This window comes from Salinigranum sp. (assembly GCF_041641895.1).
GTDB lineage: Archaea > Halobacteriota > Halobacteria > Halobacteriales > Haloferacaceae > Salinigranum.
Window position 1 is genome coordinate 1 of record NZ_JBEPXO010000003.1, and the last position, 16,545, is coordinate 16,545.

General features: G+C 68.8%; 12 protein-coding genes. 5 read left to right on the forward strand and 7 right to left on the reverse strand.

The annotated features are described in order from the left end of the window. The 3 genes from ACESK5_RS00895 to ACESK5_RS00905 all read right to left on the reverse strand — a co-directional run. Positions 1–562: cation transporter (locus tag ACESK5_RS00895; RefSeq protein WP_372909651.1), on the reverse strand; the 562-nt coding region annotated here is incomplete at its 3' end. A 3-nt stretch (positions 563–565) separates the two neighbouring features. Beyond that, entirely contained in the window at positions 566–1,369 is an 804-nt protein-coding gene (locus ACESK5_RS00900; protein WP_372909652.1) for a sulfite exporter TauE/SafE family protein, read from the reverse strand. 6 nt (positions 1,370–1,375) lie between these two features. Continuing rightward, positions 1,376–1,573, reverse strand: a complete 198-nt coding sequence (locus ACESK5_RS00905; protein WP_372909653.1) for a hypothetical protein — start codon at positions 1,571–1,573, stop codon at positions 1,376–1,378. Positions 1,574–1,797: 224 nt separating this feature from the next. Here ACESK5_RS00905 and ACESK5_RS00910 point away from each other — a divergent pair, with 224 nt between their 5' ends. From ACESK5_RS00910 to ACESK5_RS00925, 4 genes are all read left to right on the forward strand, one after another. Next, positions 1,798–2,988, forward strand: coding sequence for a halocyanin domain-containing protein (locus tag ACESK5_RS00910; RefSeq protein WP_372909654.1), 1,191 nt, complete (start codon positions 1,798–1,800; stop codon positions 2,986–2,988). Positions 2,989–2,990: 2 nt separating this feature from the next. Further along, on the forward strand, positions 2,991–3,569 hold the full coding sequence (locus ACESK5_RS00915) for a cytochrome c oxidase subunit II (RefSeq protein ID WP_372909655.1): 579 nt from the start codon (positions 2,991–2,993) through the stop codon (positions 3,567–3,569). Beyond that, a complete protein-coding gene (locus tag ACESK5_RS00920) occupies positions 3,569–5,296 on the forward strand; it encodes a b(o/a)3-type cytochrome-c oxidase subunit 1 (protein WP_372909656.1) in 1,728 nt (575 codons plus the stop codon). The genes ACESK5_RS00915 and ACESK5_RS00920 overlap by 1 nt, the downstream gene beginning before the upstream one ends. An 87-nt stretch (positions 5,297–5,383) precedes the next feature. Beyond that, complete coding sequence (locus tag ACESK5_RS00925) at positions 5,384–5,992, forward strand: hypothetical protein (protein WP_372909657.1); 609 nt, start codon at positions 5,384–5,386, stop codon at positions 5,990–5,992. A gap of 94 nt (positions 5,993–6,086) precedes the next feature. On the opposite strand, the gene meaB is transcribed toward ACESK5_RS00925, so the two are convergent. Together meaB and ACESK5_RS00935 are read right to left on the reverse strand one after the other, a co-directional pair. After that, positions 6,087–7,154 carry a methylmalonyl Co-A mutase-associated GTPase MeaB gene (gene meaB, locus ACESK5_RS00930; RefSeq protein ID WP_372909658.1) on the reverse strand — a complete coding sequence of 356 codons (1,068 nt, stop codon included), beginning with the start codon at positions 7,152–7,154 and terminating at the stop codon, positions 6,087–6,089. Then, positions 7,151–7,567 carry a cobalamin B12-binding domain-containing protein gene (locus tag ACESK5_RS00935; protein WP_372909659.1) on the reverse strand — a complete coding sequence of 139 codons (417 nt, stop codon included), beginning with the start codon at positions 7,565–7,567 and terminating at the stop codon, positions 7,151–7,153. Before ACESK5_RS00935 ends, meaB begins: the two co-directional genes overlap by 4 nt. A gap of 130 nt (positions 7,568–7,697) precedes the next feature. On the opposite strand from ACESK5_RS00935, the gene ACESK5_RS00940 reads away from it, so the two are divergent. Beyond that, a complete protein-coding gene (locus ACESK5_RS00940; RefSeq protein WP_372909660.1) occupies positions 7,698–8,402 on the forward strand; it encodes a DUF4013 domain-containing protein in 705 nt (234 codons plus the stop codon). Between the two features lie 89 nt (positions 8,403–8,491). Here the strand turns inward: ACESK5_RS00940 and ACESK5_RS00945 are convergent, their stop codons facing one another. Continuing rightward, positions 8,492–9,631: a fructose 1,6-bisphosphatase gene (locus ACESK5_RS00945; protein ID WP_372909661.1), complete on the reverse strand. Its 1,140-nt coding sequence runs from the start codon at positions 9,629–9,631 to the stop codon at positions 8,492–8,494. A 97-nt stretch (positions 9,632–9,728) separates the two neighbouring features. After that, complete coding sequence (locus tag ACESK5_RS00950; RefSeq protein ID WP_372909662.1) at positions 9,729–16,541, reverse strand: PKD domain-containing protein; 6,813 nt, start codon at positions 16,539–16,541, stop codon at positions 9,729–9,731. Positions 16,542–16,545 lie beyond the last annotated feature (4 nt).

Sequence of the window (16,545 nt, forward strand, 5' to 3'; positions counted from 1 at the left end):
AGGAGACGTCGAACAGGAGGAGCGAGGCGTCGACGCCCACGTAGGTCGGGTAGAGGAAGAGGACGTACCACAGCATCGTCATCATGCCGAAGAAGCCGCCGACGAGGAGGCGACCGACCTGGTCGGAGCTGTCGCGCTCGCGCTCGGCCTCGATGTCCCGAACGTGGTAGCCGAGGCCGTCGACCCGTCGGGCGGCGTCGGTCGGCTCCACGCTGGCGTCGTGCGTCAGCTTCACCAGCCCCGAGGCGTAGCTGGCGTCGGCGTCGTACACGCCCTCGCCCCGGAGCCGCGACTCGACGAACCCCTCGCAGGTGGCACAGTGCATCCCGTCGACGGCCAGGTACGACTCGACGGCGTCGTCGGGGTGGTCGGGAGCGTCCGCGGCGTCGGTGTCGTCGAGGGCCGCGCCGACGTCGTCGGGGTCGACGTCGGCCGCCGCGGCGTCGTCGAGCGTCCGGGCGACGACGAGACAGCCCCGGCAGCAGAACGTCCCGTCGAGGTCGTCGGCCTCGACGGCCGGGTCGGGCGTCGGCAGGTCACAGAGCGTACAGTGGTCGGTCATTGGTCACCCGAGCGGCTGGTAGATGGGGATGTGGAGGTGCGGGAGTAGGTCGACTCCGAGCAGCATCAGCCCGTGTGCGAGCGGGATGTATCCGAGCAGGAGGAAGGCGACGCCGAGCACCCGGTGGACCCGAACCCGGTTCGCGGGCGCGACGTCGTCGAGGGCGCCGACGGCGAGTCCCGAGGCGAACAGCGTCGGGAACGTCCCGACGCCGACCAGTCCGAGCGAGACGGCTCCGGCGACTGGCGACCCCTGCGCGAGCGCGTACAGGTAGACCGGGTAGAGGATGGGACAGGGGAGCAGCGCGTGGACCATCCCGAGACCCACGATTCGCGGCCCGCCGACCCAGCGGTCGACCCGCGTGGTCAGCGCGGCCGACACGCGAGAGAACACCCCGGTGAGACCGGGTATCGAGTGACCGTGACCGGTGCGCCCGGCGGCGTACGTCGCTCCCGTGACGAGGATGAACGCGCCGGCGGTCACGCCGGCGACGCCGCGAACCGGCGTCGCGACGCGCGCGAACGCGGCGGCGTCGAAGACGACGGCGCCGACGCCCCCGAGGAGGAGTCCCGCGAGGGCGTAGCCGGCCGTCCGACCGAGGTTGAACAGCGCGTGCTGGCGGACCTCCTGGCTCCGCTTCGACGAGTCCATCCGGTCCGCGTACAGTCCCACGAGCGGCCCACACATGCCGAGACAGTGGGCCCCGCCAAGGAGACCGACGAGGAGGAAGACGAACAGTTCGGGCGTCGCGACGCCGGTCACGGCGAGGGCGGCCTCACCGGCGGAACGCGCGCCGAGCGTTACCACCGGGTGTCACCCCTGTGACGGGCGGACGGTGTCCTCCGAGGGTGAGAACATCAAGAAGAGCGCGAGGCCGATAATGAGGACGCTCACGAGCGACAGCGCGACGATGAGCGTGTCGTTGAGGAGGATGAACACGGCCACGGGCAAGAGCGCGAGCAGTGCGACGACGACAGCAGTGCGAAGGTCCCAGTTCGTCGGGAGACTCATACCCGTCGGTACTGAACAGGCGCTAATAAATCACTCCCCGATTGCCGCCGGGCAAGAACCGGAGGAGTTTGGTACTCTGGGCTGGTGGAGTACTTAACTTATTTGCTGGTCGCCGCCCGCCGACACCGACACGAAGTTTTTAGAAGGTGGTCTACTCAAGCAGGTCCTATGGAACAGGTATTCGAGAGCAGGCGGATGCTCGACCGGCGCGGGAGGGTCGACTGATGGGTGGACAGACCCGTCGTGACCTCCTCCGTGGCGGGGTCGCCGCCGGTGCCACAGCACTCGGGGTGGGGGCCGCGACGACGCCGACGGCCGCGCAGAGCGACGACTACGGGGGCTGGCTCTCCGACGTCGACAACTACGACGGAACGACCGAGGACCTGACCGGTCAGGACGCCGTCGAGATCGAGGTCGGCGCGCAGGGCAACGGCGGGACGTTCGCGTACGCGCCGCCCGCGGTGAAGGTGAGTCCGGGGACGACGGTGACGTTCAACTGGACGTCGAACACCCACAACGTCCTCCTCGAGGAGCAACCCGACGCGTCGGAGTGGGAGGGGCACTCGCCAATCGAGAACACCGGCTTCACGCTCGAACACACGTTCGAGGTCGAGGGCGTCTACAAGTACTACTGCGAGCCACACCTCTCGCTCGGCATGAAGGGCGTCGTCGTCGTCGAGAGCGGCGGTGGCGGCGCCGAGGGCGTCCCCGCCGAGTACGGCGACTGGTTCTCCGACGTCGACAACTTCGACGGGACGACCGAAGACATGACCGGCCAGGAGTCGGTCGAGGTCGAGGTCGGCGCGCAGGGCAACGGCGGGACGTTCGCGTACGCGCCGCCCGCCGTGCGGGTGAGTCCGGGGACGACGGTGACGTTCAACTGGACGTCGAACACCCACAACGTCCTCGTCGAGGAACAGCCGGACGGCGGCGGCTGGGAGGGGTACGAGCCCATCGAGAACACCGGCTTCACCTACGAACACACGTTCGAGACACCCGGCGTCTACACGTACTACTGCGAACCGCACCTCTCGCTCGGGATGAAAGGGGCCGTCGTGGTCGGTCCCGCACCCGGTGGAGGTGCAGGCGGCGAGGCGGAGGCCTCGGCGGGCGCCATCCGCCTGCTGCAGGTCACGCAGGGCATCCTCAGCGTGGTGTTCCTCGCCATCCTCGGCGTCGTCGCGTACGTCGCCATCAACCGGCAGCGGTACCCGGCGGCCGAACCCGACATCCCGGACCGCGAACCGGTCGCGGAGGCGGCGTACGAGGAGCCACAGATCGAAATCGAACACGACGACTTCGACCCCGTCGGGACGTTCACGGTCATCCTGGGGTACTTCGTCATCCTCGTCCTGATGTGGGTGTTCATGTACTTCGTGGAGTTCCTCGGTAACGGTCCAACGGTGGTGGGATAAGAATGGAGATACACAGGTTCGAGAAACTCTGGGTCGCGCTGTCACTGCTCCTCATCGTCGGCTTCATCGGCACCGTCACCTACGGGGCCGTCGGGGCCGGCGTGAAGATGGTCGACGAGAGCGGCGGGACGGTCGACGCCAACGCGCTGAACGACCACCCGCGCTTCGGCGAACCCGGCACTTACCAGACCGGCGAGAACGAGTACGAGGTGTACGTCGTCGCCCGGCAGTTCCTCTTCGAACCGGGGACGAACGAACCGATTCGCGTGCCCGCGGGGTCGACAGTGACGTTCCACATCACCTCGAGCGACGTCATCCACGGCTTCGAAGTCGCCGGGACGAACATCAACGCGATGGTGATTCCCGGACAGGTGGCGGACGTCACCGTCCGGTTCGAGGAGACGCGCAACTACGGTATCATCTGCCACGAGTACTGTGGCGCGGCTCACCACACGATGGAGGGACAGATTCAGGTCGTGCCGCAGTCGGAGTTCTCCAGTGCCGACCTGCAGAACCCCGACGCGTTCGCCGACCAGAACGACCCCGTGGACGACGCGGACGCTGAGGAGGAGGACAACTGATGGCTTTCGCAGACGAGTACAAAGAGACCGCACGCGAGACGGTTCCGATAGACAGAGAAGCGTTCATCGACCAGTTCCCCCACGACGCGTTCATCGTCCGGCTGAACCTCGCGGTGGCCTTCGGCGCACTGGGCGTCGGTGGCCTGTTCGGTCTCATCCAGGCGCTCCACCGGACGGGAATCTACCGCGGGTTCGTCTCCTCGGCCGACTACTACACCCTGCTGACGGGCCACGGCGTCCTGCTCGCGCTGGTGTTCACCACCTTCTTCATCACCGGTATCTTCACCTGGGCGGTGGTCGCCAGCCTCGACGAACAGTTGAACGAACGCCTCTCGAAACTGTGGTTCGGCACCATGTTCGTCGGGACGCTCATGGCCGGCCTCGCGATTCTCGGCGGCCTGACCGGTGGTCCGGTGAGCGCTGACGTCCTCTTCACCTTCTACGCGCCGATGGCGGCCAGCCCCATCTTCTATCTGGGTGCGGCGCTGCTCATCGTCGGCTCGTGGCTCGCCGGCGTCGACTGGTTCCTCGCCTACCGGCGATGGCGCGCCGACCACCCGAACGACCGCATCCCGCTCCGGACGTTCATGGTGCTGTCGACGATGCTCATGTGGTACATCTCGACGCTGGGTGTGGCCATCGAGGTGCTGGTCTTCCTCCTGCCGTGGTCGCTCGGGCTCATCCCCGCCGTCGACCCGCTGCTCACGCGGACGTTGTTCTGGTACTTCGGCCACCCGGTCGTGTACTTCTGGCTGATGCCCGCGTACCTCGTGTGGTACACCATCCTACCGAAGCTCTCGGGCGGGCGGCTCTTCTCCGACCCGCTCGCACGCGTCGTGTTCATCCTCTTCGTCATCCTCTCGACGCCCGTCGGCTTCCACCACCAGTACGTCGATCCCGGCATCGCGGAGGGCTTCAAGTTCATCGCGATGACGAACACGATGTTCCTCTTGCTGCCCTCGCTCCTGACGGCCTTCACCGTCGTCGCCTCGATGGAACACGGCGCGCGACAGCGCGGCGGCACCGGTCGACTGGGCTGGCTCCGCGCGCTCCCGTGGGACAACCCCGCCTTCTCGGGGTGTGCGCTCGCCGGCCTGATGTTCGCCGCCGGCGGCTTCTCCGGCATGATCAACGCCGGGATGAACATCAACTACCTCGTCCACAACACGCTGTGGGTGCCCGGTCACTTCCACCTGACCGTGGGGACGGCCGCGGCGCTGACGTTCATGGCCATCACGTACTGGCTCCTCCCGCAGGTGACCGGCAAGAACCTGAAGCTGAAGACCGTCGCGATGGCCCAGCCGTTCACCTGGTTCGTCGGCATGACGCTCATGTCGAACGCGATGCATCGCGCGGGCCTCGCGGGCGTCCCCCGCCGGACCGCCGAACCGCAGTACGCGAACGTCGAGTTCGAGAACGTCATCGGCGGCATCGCGGAGATGCGCCTCCAGATCGCCGTCGGCAGCGCCATCCTCTTCGTGGCGCTCCTGATGTTCCTCGCCGTCGTCGTCGCGACGTGGTTCGGCGAGCGGAGCGAGAAACTCGAGGTCAACAGCGAACTCCCGAAGCCGCTGTCGGGCCCCGAGCACAGTCCGGTCGTCCTCGACGACCTGCGCATCTGGGCGCTCATCGCCATCGTCCTCGTCGCCATCGCCTACGGTCCGCCGCTGTGGTCGATGGTCGCCGACGGCCTCTTCGCCCCCGGAAGCCCGCCGATTCCAGTCTGAGGCCGGCGGCCGCTCTCGCCGTCCCCGTGACGTACCGTTCGTCGACCGTCCCGCGGAGAACACCGCACTGAACCTGTGTCAGACGACGTGACCCCAGAGACGACCGACGCCGACACCAGCGCCGAGGACGCGGAGGCGCACCGACGACGGACCATCATCCGACTCCTCGTCGGGTTCGGCATCGGCATCCCCGTCCTCATCGAACTGGCGACGTTCGCCGGCCTCGTCGAACAGTCGCTGCTCGGCGGTGACGGCGACGACGGCGGGGGCGGCGACGGAGAGGGGGGCGAGCAGACGGGTGCGACGGACACGCCCGACGCCAGCGAGGCGGGCGTCGGCGTCGGCGACGAACTCCTCCCCGAGACTCCCCAGCGAGAGACGCTGACCGTCGCGTCGTTCCGGGCCGGCGACGACCAGTGGGTCATCACGCTCGCCGCCGAGGTGGAGAACACCGGGTCGGCCCCCTACACGGTACAGTTCGCGTCGCTGGTGACGCAGGCAGGTCGGCGCGTCGAGGGCTCCCACCGGGCCGTGACGGTCGCACCGGGCGAGACGGGACAGGTCACCGGCACCTGGCAACTCCAGCCGGGGAGCCGACCGGACGCCGTCGTCGTCCGGACCACCGAGGGCGACGCGACGCCGACCGACCACGAAGTCGCCCTCGGACGCATCCCGCTCGAAGGGACCAGGCCCTGAGTCCGTCGCCCGCTCCGTCTCTCCGCAGTCGCTCGCTCGCGAACACGCCGGCGAACGCCACGCAGCGACGCCCGTCCCACGGCGCGGTGGCGCGTCAGTCGTCCCGTGCGTCCCCGAAGCAGTCGCGGACGGGGGCGACTACTTCGTCGGCGACGGTGTAGGGGTCGGTCTCGCGGTCCGCGACGGCCGCCGCGAACGAGTCGATGCCGCCGCGGGCGTCGAGTTCGCGTTCGACCAGGTCCGAGAGGTCCGACTGGACGTGCCGACGGATTTCTTCGGCGTAGCGAGTCTGTGCCTTCTCGCGGAGCCGACCCGACTCCTCCAGGAAGGCGCGGTGGGCGGCGAGCACTTCGGCGAGGTCCTCGATGCCGTCCCCCGAGGTGGCGATGGTCTCGACCACCTCCGGCGTCCACGTCTCCGCGTCCGCGTCGGGCTCGCCGTTCACGACGGAGGCCTCCTGCGCCTCGTCGATGCTGTGGTGGCCGGTGTCGAGGTTCTTCCGCGGGTTGCTGCGGAGGTGTATCATCTCCTCCAGTTCGGCGACCGTCCGGGCGGTTCCGTCCATGTCCGCCTTGTTGACGACGAAGACGTCGCCGATTTCGAGGATGCCCGCCTTCAGCATCTGGACGTCGTCGCCCGACCCGGGCTGGACGAGGACGACCACGGAGTCGGCGGTGCGGACGATGTCGATTTCGTTCTGCCCCGCCCCGACCGTCTCGATGACGATGCGGTCCTTCCCGAAGGCGTCGAGCGCGGTCACCGCGTCCGAGGTGGCCGTCGAGAGGCCGCCGAGTCGACCCCGGGCGGACATCGAGCGGAAGAACACGTCCATGTCGCCGACGTTCGACGCCATCCGGATCCGGTCGCCGAGGACCGCCCCTCCGGTGTAGGGCGAGGAGGGGTCGACGGCGACGACGCCGACAGTGTCGCCCCGGTCGCGGTACCGCTTCACGAGTTTGTCGACGAGCGTCGACTTCCCCGAACCGGGGCTGCCGGTGACGCCGACGACTTCGGCGCTGCCGGCGTGTTCGTGAAGCGCTGAGACGATGTCGCGGTAGCCCGGCGAGCGGTTCTCGATTTTCGTGATGGCCCGCGCCAGTGCCCGGTGTGACCCGCCGAGAATGTCCTCGACGAGGTCGAGTTCGGCCTGGCTCATGGTCATCGTTCGGGCGCGTTCTCGCGGACGAAGTCGATGGTCTCCTGCATCGGCGTCCCCGGACCGAACACCTCCGCGACGCCCATCTCCTTCAGTTTCTCGCGGTCCTCGTCGGGGACGATTCCGCCCACGAGGATGAGGGTGTCCTCGAACGCGTCGTACTCCTTCAGGCCGTCGACGATTTTCGGGATGAGCGTGTTGTGTGCCCCCGAGAGGATAGAGATGCCGATGACGTCGACGTCCTCCTGGACGGCGGCCTGGACGATTTCCGCCGGTGCGCGGTGGAGACCTGAGTAGATGACCTCGAACCCCGCGTCACGGAACGCGCGCGCGATGACGTGTGCGCCGCGGTCGTGGCCGTCGAGACCGACCTTGGCGATGAGACATCGGATCGTCCGCTGCTCTGCGTCTGCACTCATACTCGTGCGTTCGACTGCGGGTCGTTTGACTCTAACGGCATGGTCTTTGGTGACACACCGACTCGGTCGAGCGACTTCCCGTGCAGTCCTCGGTGAATTTATTATTTGTGGCCGTCACGTGTGGACGACCATGGCTCTCGACATCGAGGCGACGGCGAAGTACCCGCTCGCGTCGGACGACTGGCTGAAGACCGTCGGAATCGGAGGGGTGTTGCTCCTCTTCTCGTTCCTCCTCGTTCCCCTCGTCCTCGTCTACGGCTACCTGGTGCGCGTCCTTCGCGCCGGGATGCGAGACAGCCCCGAGCCCCCGGCCTTCGACCGGTGGGGTGACCTCCTCCGCGAGGGCGCCGTGGCGTTCGTCGTGGTCTTCGTCTATCAGCTGATTCCGCTCGTCGTCTTCGCGGTGACCGTCGGTGGGTCCATCGCCGCGCTGGCCACCGGGTCGCGCGCCGGAACGGGGCTCGGACTCGTCGGACTGTTCGGGGGGATGGCGGTCTCCGGCCTGCTCGCGCTCGTCTTCGGTTACTTCGGACTCGTCGGACTCGCCAACTTCGCCCACGAGGGTGGACTCGGCTCGGCGTTCGACGTGGCCGTCATCAAGGACGTCGCGCTCAGCCGCGAGTACGCGATTCCCTGGCTCTACGGCGTCGGGTTCGTCCTCGTCGCTGGCGTCGTGACGAGCGTACTCAACGTCGTCCCCGTCATCGGGGCGATTCTCGGCGTGTTCGTCGTCTTCTACGCGCAGATCTGTGCGTTCAAGCTCTGGGGGATGGGCTTCTCCGCCGCGACCGGTGCCGGTGGGACGCCGGGGATGGGTACATCGGTGGCCGTGTAGGCGCCCAGTCGTCGCGTCCACGACGCCGCGGTCCCAGTCCAACCGGTCGCCACGCCGTTCGGCGGCGCTCGTGGTCGAGACAGACCGCGTCAGTCGTCGTCGGCCTCGACCGTCTCGGTTCCGTCGGACGCTGTGACCTCGAACCGGTCGTCGAGCGAGTCGACGACGTCGGCCCAGCCACCGTACTCCAGTTCCTCGCTCTCGACGGTTCCGGGGCCGAAGCTGCCCTGCCGCTCGCGGAACTCGCGGAACTCCCGGGCGGCGTCCTCACGAACCGCGTCCCAGAACGTCGCGTCGAACGGGTAGACCGGGCGGGAGAACCGTCCGTCGTTCAACACCATCCCGACGGCTTTCACGAGCGGCGGCCCGTCGTAGTAGGACGGAATCTCGCGCTCGTCGCTCCGGACGGGGTAGAAGACGCCGTGGTGTGACCCCCGCATCGCCCCGGCGACGTACGGCGGCGTCCCGTACGGCTGAACCACCTCGCCCGGCGAGGGGAAGTCCTTCTGCGTCCGCACGATGGCGACGGGGTCGTCCTTGCCGACGTACTCCCCGGCGATGTTGTGCAGACGCTGGGTCGACACCGCGGCGACTGTCGCCCCAGTCGCCCGCGACCGAATCTTCCGGATGGCGAAGCGGTGCGGCTCCATCAACAGCGCGAGCAGTCGCCACGAGTCCTCCGGGACGTCGAGTTCGACGACGCGCTCGCCTCCGGTGTGGTCGAGGTCCATCACCTCGAACGTGAACCCCTCGTGGATGGTGTCTTTCAGGAGGAGGCCGCCCGTGTAGCGCGGGTCGGCGAAGGTGGTGTACAGCGGCTGGTTGAACGCCCCGGGTTCGGTCTTGTCGGCACCGAACACGAGGAACGGTTCGCTCTCGCGTTCCTCGAGGGTGAGTTCGGCGACGCCCGGACCCAGCCCCCGGACGTTCCCCGCGAACGCGTCTTTCAGGAGGTCCTGGCCCGCCCCGTACAGCCCCTGCTTCTCGGCGACGGCCGTCCCCGCCTCGAACGCGTCCCACGCGAGCTGGTGGACCCGCTCGGCGTCCTCGCCCTCGCGGTGGCTCATCAGGAGGTCGATGTCGTCGCCGACGGTGAACACCCAGTAGTCGTCGAGGACGTCGCCCTCGCGCTCGAGGTGTGACGCGACGGCGTCGACGACTTCGTCCGTCGGTCGAAGGTGGCCAGCGTTGCTTCCCACGTCCGCTTTGATGCACGACAGGGTTCGCATGGCGCGCATAGAACTTCGTTACGAAATACAGTAAACTTGTGGGTGTCCCGAGTCTCACTCTCGACGTCGGCCCCATCCGTGGCGTCAGTCCGCCGGTTCACCGCCGCCTCCGGAAGGCGAACAGCGCGAGTCCGAGGAGGACCACGACCGCGACCACGACGACGAGCCCGGACGGCTGGAACGGGGTCGCTTCACCGGGTGCCGTCGCGGTTTCGGTCGCAGGGTCCGCCGTGAGAGTCGGCGCCGGCGTCGGCGTCGCGGTGGGCGTCGTCGGCGTGGGCGCCGGGGTGGGTGTGGGTGTCGGCGTCTCGGTGAGCGTCGGTGTAGCGGTGGGCGTCGGTGTCCGTTCCGACCCACGGTCGCGGTCTCGGTCGTCGTCGTCCGGCGGCGTCGGTGTCGCGGTGGGCGTCGGTGTCGGCGTGGGCGTCGGCGTCGGTGGCTCTGTCGTGCTCGCCACGGTCACGCCGCCGTCGACGTACGCGCGCAGCGGTATCGGCTCACCGGAGGGGTCCCGCAACGTCGTCGCCCCCCGGTCGAACGAGACCACCGTCTCGTCCGTCTCGCTCGTGACGGCGCGGAACGTGACGGTCGCGAGCGGGGGTGCGTCACGGCCGACCGCGGCAGTCTCGTGTATCGTCACGTAGCCACGGTCGTTGCGGATCGTCATTTCGACGTCACCACCCAGGCCGCCGGCGACGTCTACGACATCGACGACGCCCGAATCGAACCAGAGGGTGGTCTGGTAGCTCGCGACGTCCGTCGCGTCTGTCGAGAGTCGTACCGTCGCCTCCTCGCCCATCACGGCGATGTCGGCGTCGCTGCTCCGAATCGCGGCTCCGGCCCGCGGTAGTACCGTGACGGTCTCGCTCGTCTCGCTCGACGCGCCCGCGTCGTCCGTGACGCGGAGGACGACGGTCGTGGTCCCGGCAGCATCGAACGTGAGATTCGCCACGGGGCCCGTCGCGTCGGTCGATCCGTCGCCGCCGGCGTCCCACTCGTAGTCGACCACCGCGCCGTTCGGGTCGCACGACCCGCTGCCGTCGAACCTCACGACCCGACCGACCACCGGGTCGGCCGTCGGACCGACGACACGTGCGAGCGGCGCGGCGTTGATCGTGCTCTCGCCCACCACGACCCGATCGATGGCGCTGTTGTCCCCCGGTTGCGCGTCGAAGTCGGTGTCGGCGACCAGCCGGACGGTCTCGTTCGCCACGGCATCCGTCAGAGGGACGACCACGCGGGTGAACGCGGTCGTACCCGTCCGTGTCGCCGGGGGGACGGCCGCCGTCCGGCTTCCCAGTATCTCGCCGTCGCCCTCACGCTCCACTCGGAGGGTCACCTCGCCGTCGCCCGTCCCCCGGTTCCCGACCGCGACGTCGGCGACGAGCCCACAGGTCCCCTCGGCGTACCGGACGCCGGCCGCGTTCAGAACGAGGTCTGGCTGCAGCAGTCGGACGGCGTAGGCGTTGTTCGTCTCGTCCGACTCGGCGACCGTGTCGGCGACGTCGATCAGTGCCACGCTGGTCGCGGAGGTGTCCAGATCGCCGGCGGCCGCGGTGAACGTCACGTTCTGTGTCTCCCCGGGGAGCAGGCCGTCGAGGCTTCCGTTTCCGATCTCGTTGCCGCCGCTGTCGAGTCGGTAGGCCGCGGTCCCCGCGGGGACGGCACCGACGTTCGCCAGCGTCGCGTTCACGACGAGCACGTCGCCGATCCGCCGCTCCGTAACGTTCGTGACCGTCAGGTCCGGTCGGAGGACGGTCACCGCCGCGGCGTTGTTCTCGGGCGAAAGCTCCGTGTCGACGCCCGCGGCCGGCGCCACGCTCACGACGAGGTCACCCGTCTCGTCGAGGGTCGCATCGAGCGCGTCGGTGACGGTCTCGCCGGCGGGGAGTGGCCCGGTGTACGACCGCGTTGCGACCGCACCACCTGTGTTCGAGACGGTGACGGTGTAGTCCCCTTCGAGGTCCACGTCGCCCACGCTCTCGACGGTGTAGTCGACCGTCACGGTGTCACCGATCCCCACTGACGCGTCGGGGGTGGCGACGCTGGCTGTCACGGCGAGGTCGGTCCGGAAGTCGTGGGTCACGTACGACAGGTCGTTCGTCGACGCGACGCCGGTGGAGCTATCGACGACGGTAGTCAGGAAGGTGGTGAGGAAGCCCCCTTCACCGCCGGCCGTGCTCGCCTGCCAGAAGCTCAACGGTGCGTCGGGGCTCCCGACGATGGTCCGGTCGAGGATCCAGCCGTTGCCGCGGTTGACGAGGTACACCTGCTCGCTCTCGGTGTCGTCGTTCGGAGTGCTCCCGCTGAACGTCAGCACCTCCACGAGGCCGTCCGTCACGAGGTTGAGGTTCCGGACGTCCCAGGTCGGTCGGCGGGGATCGATCACGGTCGGTGTGTCGCCCGGAGTCGACACGTAGCGGAGCACGGACGTGCCGGTCGCCCCTTCGACCCAGACGAGCGAGTCGTCGGCGACGGACAGTTCGCGGAACTCGGTCGTGTCGTATGTGGCCTCGACGTCGAACGTCCCGTCGCTGACCTGCCCGACGACGACCGTTCCGTTCTTGGTTTCGGTGTCTGGGTCTGCCGGCGTGAAGTATGCGAGGGTGAACGTGCCGTCCGGACGGACGCTTACGGCCGTCGAGTGTGCGTTCGCGATGCGCTGTACCGGCCCGAAGGCCTCGGCTCCGGTTCCGACCCCGTCGGACGTCACGAAGCGGATGCCGTGGTCGTTCCGTGTCGACGTGTTCGCGTCCGTGTCCGTCCTCCAGGCGACGATCCTCTCGTCAGTCCCGACGGCGACCACCGGGCTGAAGTCCGGGGAGTCGTCGTCGGTCAGTCGCACGGGCGGCGACCAGGTCGTCCCGTCCCCGGTGACGTAGACGATCTCCGTGTGCGGGAGCGCCGCCTCCGGACTGTCGAGTTCGGCCAGTGACTCGTCGATCACCGTCCAGGCGACGTGGTGGTCGCCGTTCGGTGCGACCGCGAGGTCGGGGTCGGCGTCGGTCAGTTCGTCACTGACGATCGGTTCGGGAGGCGACCACGCTCCCCGTGTGGGGTCGAACCGGCTGACGTACACGTCGTCACCGGCGGTCCGGGGACCCTCGGTGGTCAGGTCGACTTGGCTGGGGCGCGTCCAGACGACGGTGTACCCCCCGGGCGTCGCCGCCACGGACGGCGACTGGTCCTCGACGTCGTCCGTCGTGATGCTGCCCACCTCGCTCGACACCGCGTCGGCCTGCACGAGCTGTTGCAGTAGCTCGGTCGTCGGGACCGCGGTAGCGGCGGGCGACTGCGCGCTCGCCGTCGCGTCGACTCCGGCGGCAGAGACGACCCCGGGAGCTGACAGCGGTCCGCTACCGGTCGCCTCCCGGATCTGCCACCCCTCCGGGTCGACGCTCGCGACCGGGTCGACTGCGAGCGGTGCGGCGCTGGCAGTCCGCGCGGCCGATTGGGTGGTCGCGGTCAGCGGGCCGACGCTGACGCTCTGTGAGAACACCCATATCTGGATGACCCCGGTGAACCCGATGGAGGCGAACAGCGCCGGATCGCCGGTCTCGCTGGGGATGAAGAAGAACCCGCCCGTGTCGCCGTCGACGGCTCCGCTGACACCGAACTCCTTGACCTTCCAGACCAGTTTCCCCTCGGCGAATATCGCGGGCTCCAGCCTGCTGGCGGTGACCTGGAGCTGGTCGTCCCTGACGACGTAGAAGAGGACGAGCCCGAACCGGGGCCCGACGCTGACCTCCGCGGTCGGTGCGTACTTGAGCTTCCCGAGCGTCCACTTCTGCTCGGCGAGGGCGATCCTGCCCGACGCACTCGTCTGGAGGTCGTCGTACGTCCAGACCGTCCCAGGCTCGGGTCCCGGGACCGGTCTGGCCTTGATGCTCCCCGACGCGCCGAGCGTCCCCGTCGCGTTCCGCCCGGCGAGCTGTCCCTGGAGGATGCCGTTGACGAACGGACTGGCCGCCGCCTCGTGAAGATTGAATCCGACGCCGAAGTTGATGCTCGCGTTGAACTTCTGCTTGCCGCCAGTTATCGGGACGTCGAGACCGGCCTCGAAGTCGATCGGGGGGGTCGGGACCTGCTTTCCGATGTTGACCTCACCGGTCTCCTCGGAGTACTCCGTGGAGCCGATCTCCATGAGTTCGATGATCCAGTCCGGGAAGTCGATGACGTCGACGTGGATGACCTCCTCGTCGCTCCCGGTGGCGGTCTGGGCCGTGACACGGACCTCGGTGTCGCCGTCCTCGCCGCGGCGCTCGCCGAACGGGATCCGCACCTGCCAGCGGTCGTTGCCGACCGGCCGCGCTCGGTAGGCGCGTTCGCCGAGTTGCGGGTGGTCGTAGGTCAGCGTGACGTTGTCGACGGTCGCCCCCGCCGACGCGACGACGCGGACCGTGTAGGTGCCGGCGACGGCCACCCGCTCTACGATGGGGCCGCCGAGGTCGGAGTCGACCCCCGCGATGAACGGCTCTCCGGGTACTTCGGTCGCGACGACGTTCTCCGTCTCCGAGAGGACCCGGCCGAGTCGTCCCGTGATGGTGTAGGTGACCGGGTACTCGCCGACCGCCTCGTAGGCGTGAACGACGGTCTCGCCCGTCGCCTCGCCGCCGTCACCGAACGACCACGCGTACCGCGTGACGAAGTCGTCCGGGCCCGCGGGCGTGCCATCGAACAGGAGCTCCAGCCCCGAGTCGGCGGTCGCGTTCGTCGCGGAGAAGTCCACCCGGAGTTCGGGCACGACGACGGTCGACGGCGCGCCCAGCGGGTCCGAGCAGTTCACGTCCCCCTCACACTGCCCCGACGGGACCGTCGGCTGTCCCCACCAGTTGCGCGTGGCGTTGATCGACCCCCGGTCGGCCCGGGCGGCGACGCCAGCGTCACCGTTGTTCACTACGTTGCTCAGCCCGACCCGCGCCTCGCCCGTGACGTTGTCCGCCCGGACGCCGAGCCGGTTGTCCGCGATCGTGCCGCCGAGGACGTACCACGGCCCGACGGTGTCGTCGGCGACGATCCCGACGTCGCTACTGTTTTCGATCTCGGTGTTCAGGATCTGCCAGACGTCGGCCGACCCCTCGGCGGAGACGCCGACCGCGCCGTCGGCGATCCGGTTCCGGTTTACGATCCACTGGCCCGTGCTTCCGTCGGCGTCGATGCCGACCGCGTTCCCGGCGAACGTGGCGTCCCGAACGGCCCAGCGGCCGGTGGTCTCGCCCGCGTCGATGCCGGCGACGGTCGCGTTCGCGACCCTGACGTTCTCCACAGTCCACGCCCCCGACGACCGGGACGCCCAGACGCCGCGCTCGCCGCCCGCGAACGTCGCGTTCTCGACAGCCCAGTCGTCTGTCGTCCCCCGGGCGTCGAAGCCGACGTCGTTGTCGACGAACTGCGTGCCGGAGAGCGACCAGGTCGTGGCCGTCCCCCGTGCGTCGATGCCGACCTCGTTGTCGACGAACCGGACGCTCGAGAGGGACCAGTTGCCGGTCGCCCCCCGGGCATCGATACCGACGTCGCTGTCGACGATATCGGTGGCCGACAGGACCCATCTTCCGGCCCCGCCGGCGTCGATCCCGATCACGTTGCCGGTGAACCTGCTGTCGGAGACGGTCACGCTCGTGGGTACGGGTACGCTCGCGTCGCCCCCGCCGGACGTCTCCCGGGCCCCGACTCCCTCGCTGTTGTCGAGGAACGTGCTGTCGTCGACGGTCACGTTCCCCGCCGCCACCGCCGGATCGACCGGGAGTTCGACGCCGAAGCGGTTGTCGACGAACGTGCTGTCCCGTACCGTCCAGGTCGCGTTCGTTCCCGCGGCGAGGAGTCCGATTCTGTTGCGCGTGAAGTTCGTATTCGTGACGTTCCATACTACGCCGTCGAGTCCGGTGCCGTCGATCCCCTCAAGGCTCTGCTCGACGCGGGAGTCCCGGACCGTCACCACGGCTGGACGGTCGCGTGGCGCTGCGGTGCCGTGTGAATTCCCTCCCGCCCGAATCCCGTAGGAGAGGCTCACGTTCGTCAGGGTCATGTCGCCGCCGGCGGTCACGATCCCGTCGTTGCCGACGACCACGTCGGTGAGTACTGTCGGACCGACGGTCGTGTCGGCGACGACGGCGACGAAGCCGTCCCCTGCCGTGATCGTCCCGCCGACGACCGTCGTCCCGTTCGAACGAATCACGAGCGCGTCCCCTTCGGCGCCCTCTGTGAACGGGTCGACGATCCTCACGCCGTCGGACCTCGGTCCCACCAGGATCCCGGGGTTCTTCCCCTCCGTTCTGACCGCTTCGAGCGTGGCGTCCGGGGACGCGACGAGTTCGAATCCGGGGCCCCTGTTACCCCCGGAGGCGACGACGCGCTCGACCGTCCCGCCGGTGACGTTCTCGAAGACGACCCCGTGGCTGAGACGGTTTACGGCCACGTCTCGGACCGTGACGTTCGTCAGTGCCGACGCCGTCCCGTTAGCGACGACGCCGAACGTGTCCCAGTCGGCCTGTCGGACCCCATCTATCGCGTGCCCCCGACCGTCCAACACCACGTCGCTCGCCGTGATCTCGATGCATACCGGGTCGCCCCGTGGGAGAGTCCCTCTGACGTCGCCAGTGAGGGCGTACGTTCCCGACTCACTGATCACCCGACATTCGGAGACCGGCTCGGCAGTCGCCCGCACCCCGACTACTCCGTCCCAGAGCGCCGCGAGCGTCCCGAACAGACCGTCGCCGCCTCCGCCCCCGCCCTCGACCCCCACGGTCGACACGCCGGCCACCGTCGACGACAGGACGAGCAACACCGTGACGGCGACCACCGCCACCGTCCCCCCGCGCCGGTGTGTCGAACGGCGCCGACCCCGACCCGCGTCGCCGTCGCCATCCGCGTTCGACGACTGCTCGCGTCCGGTCCGTTCCCCCGACTTCATGCCC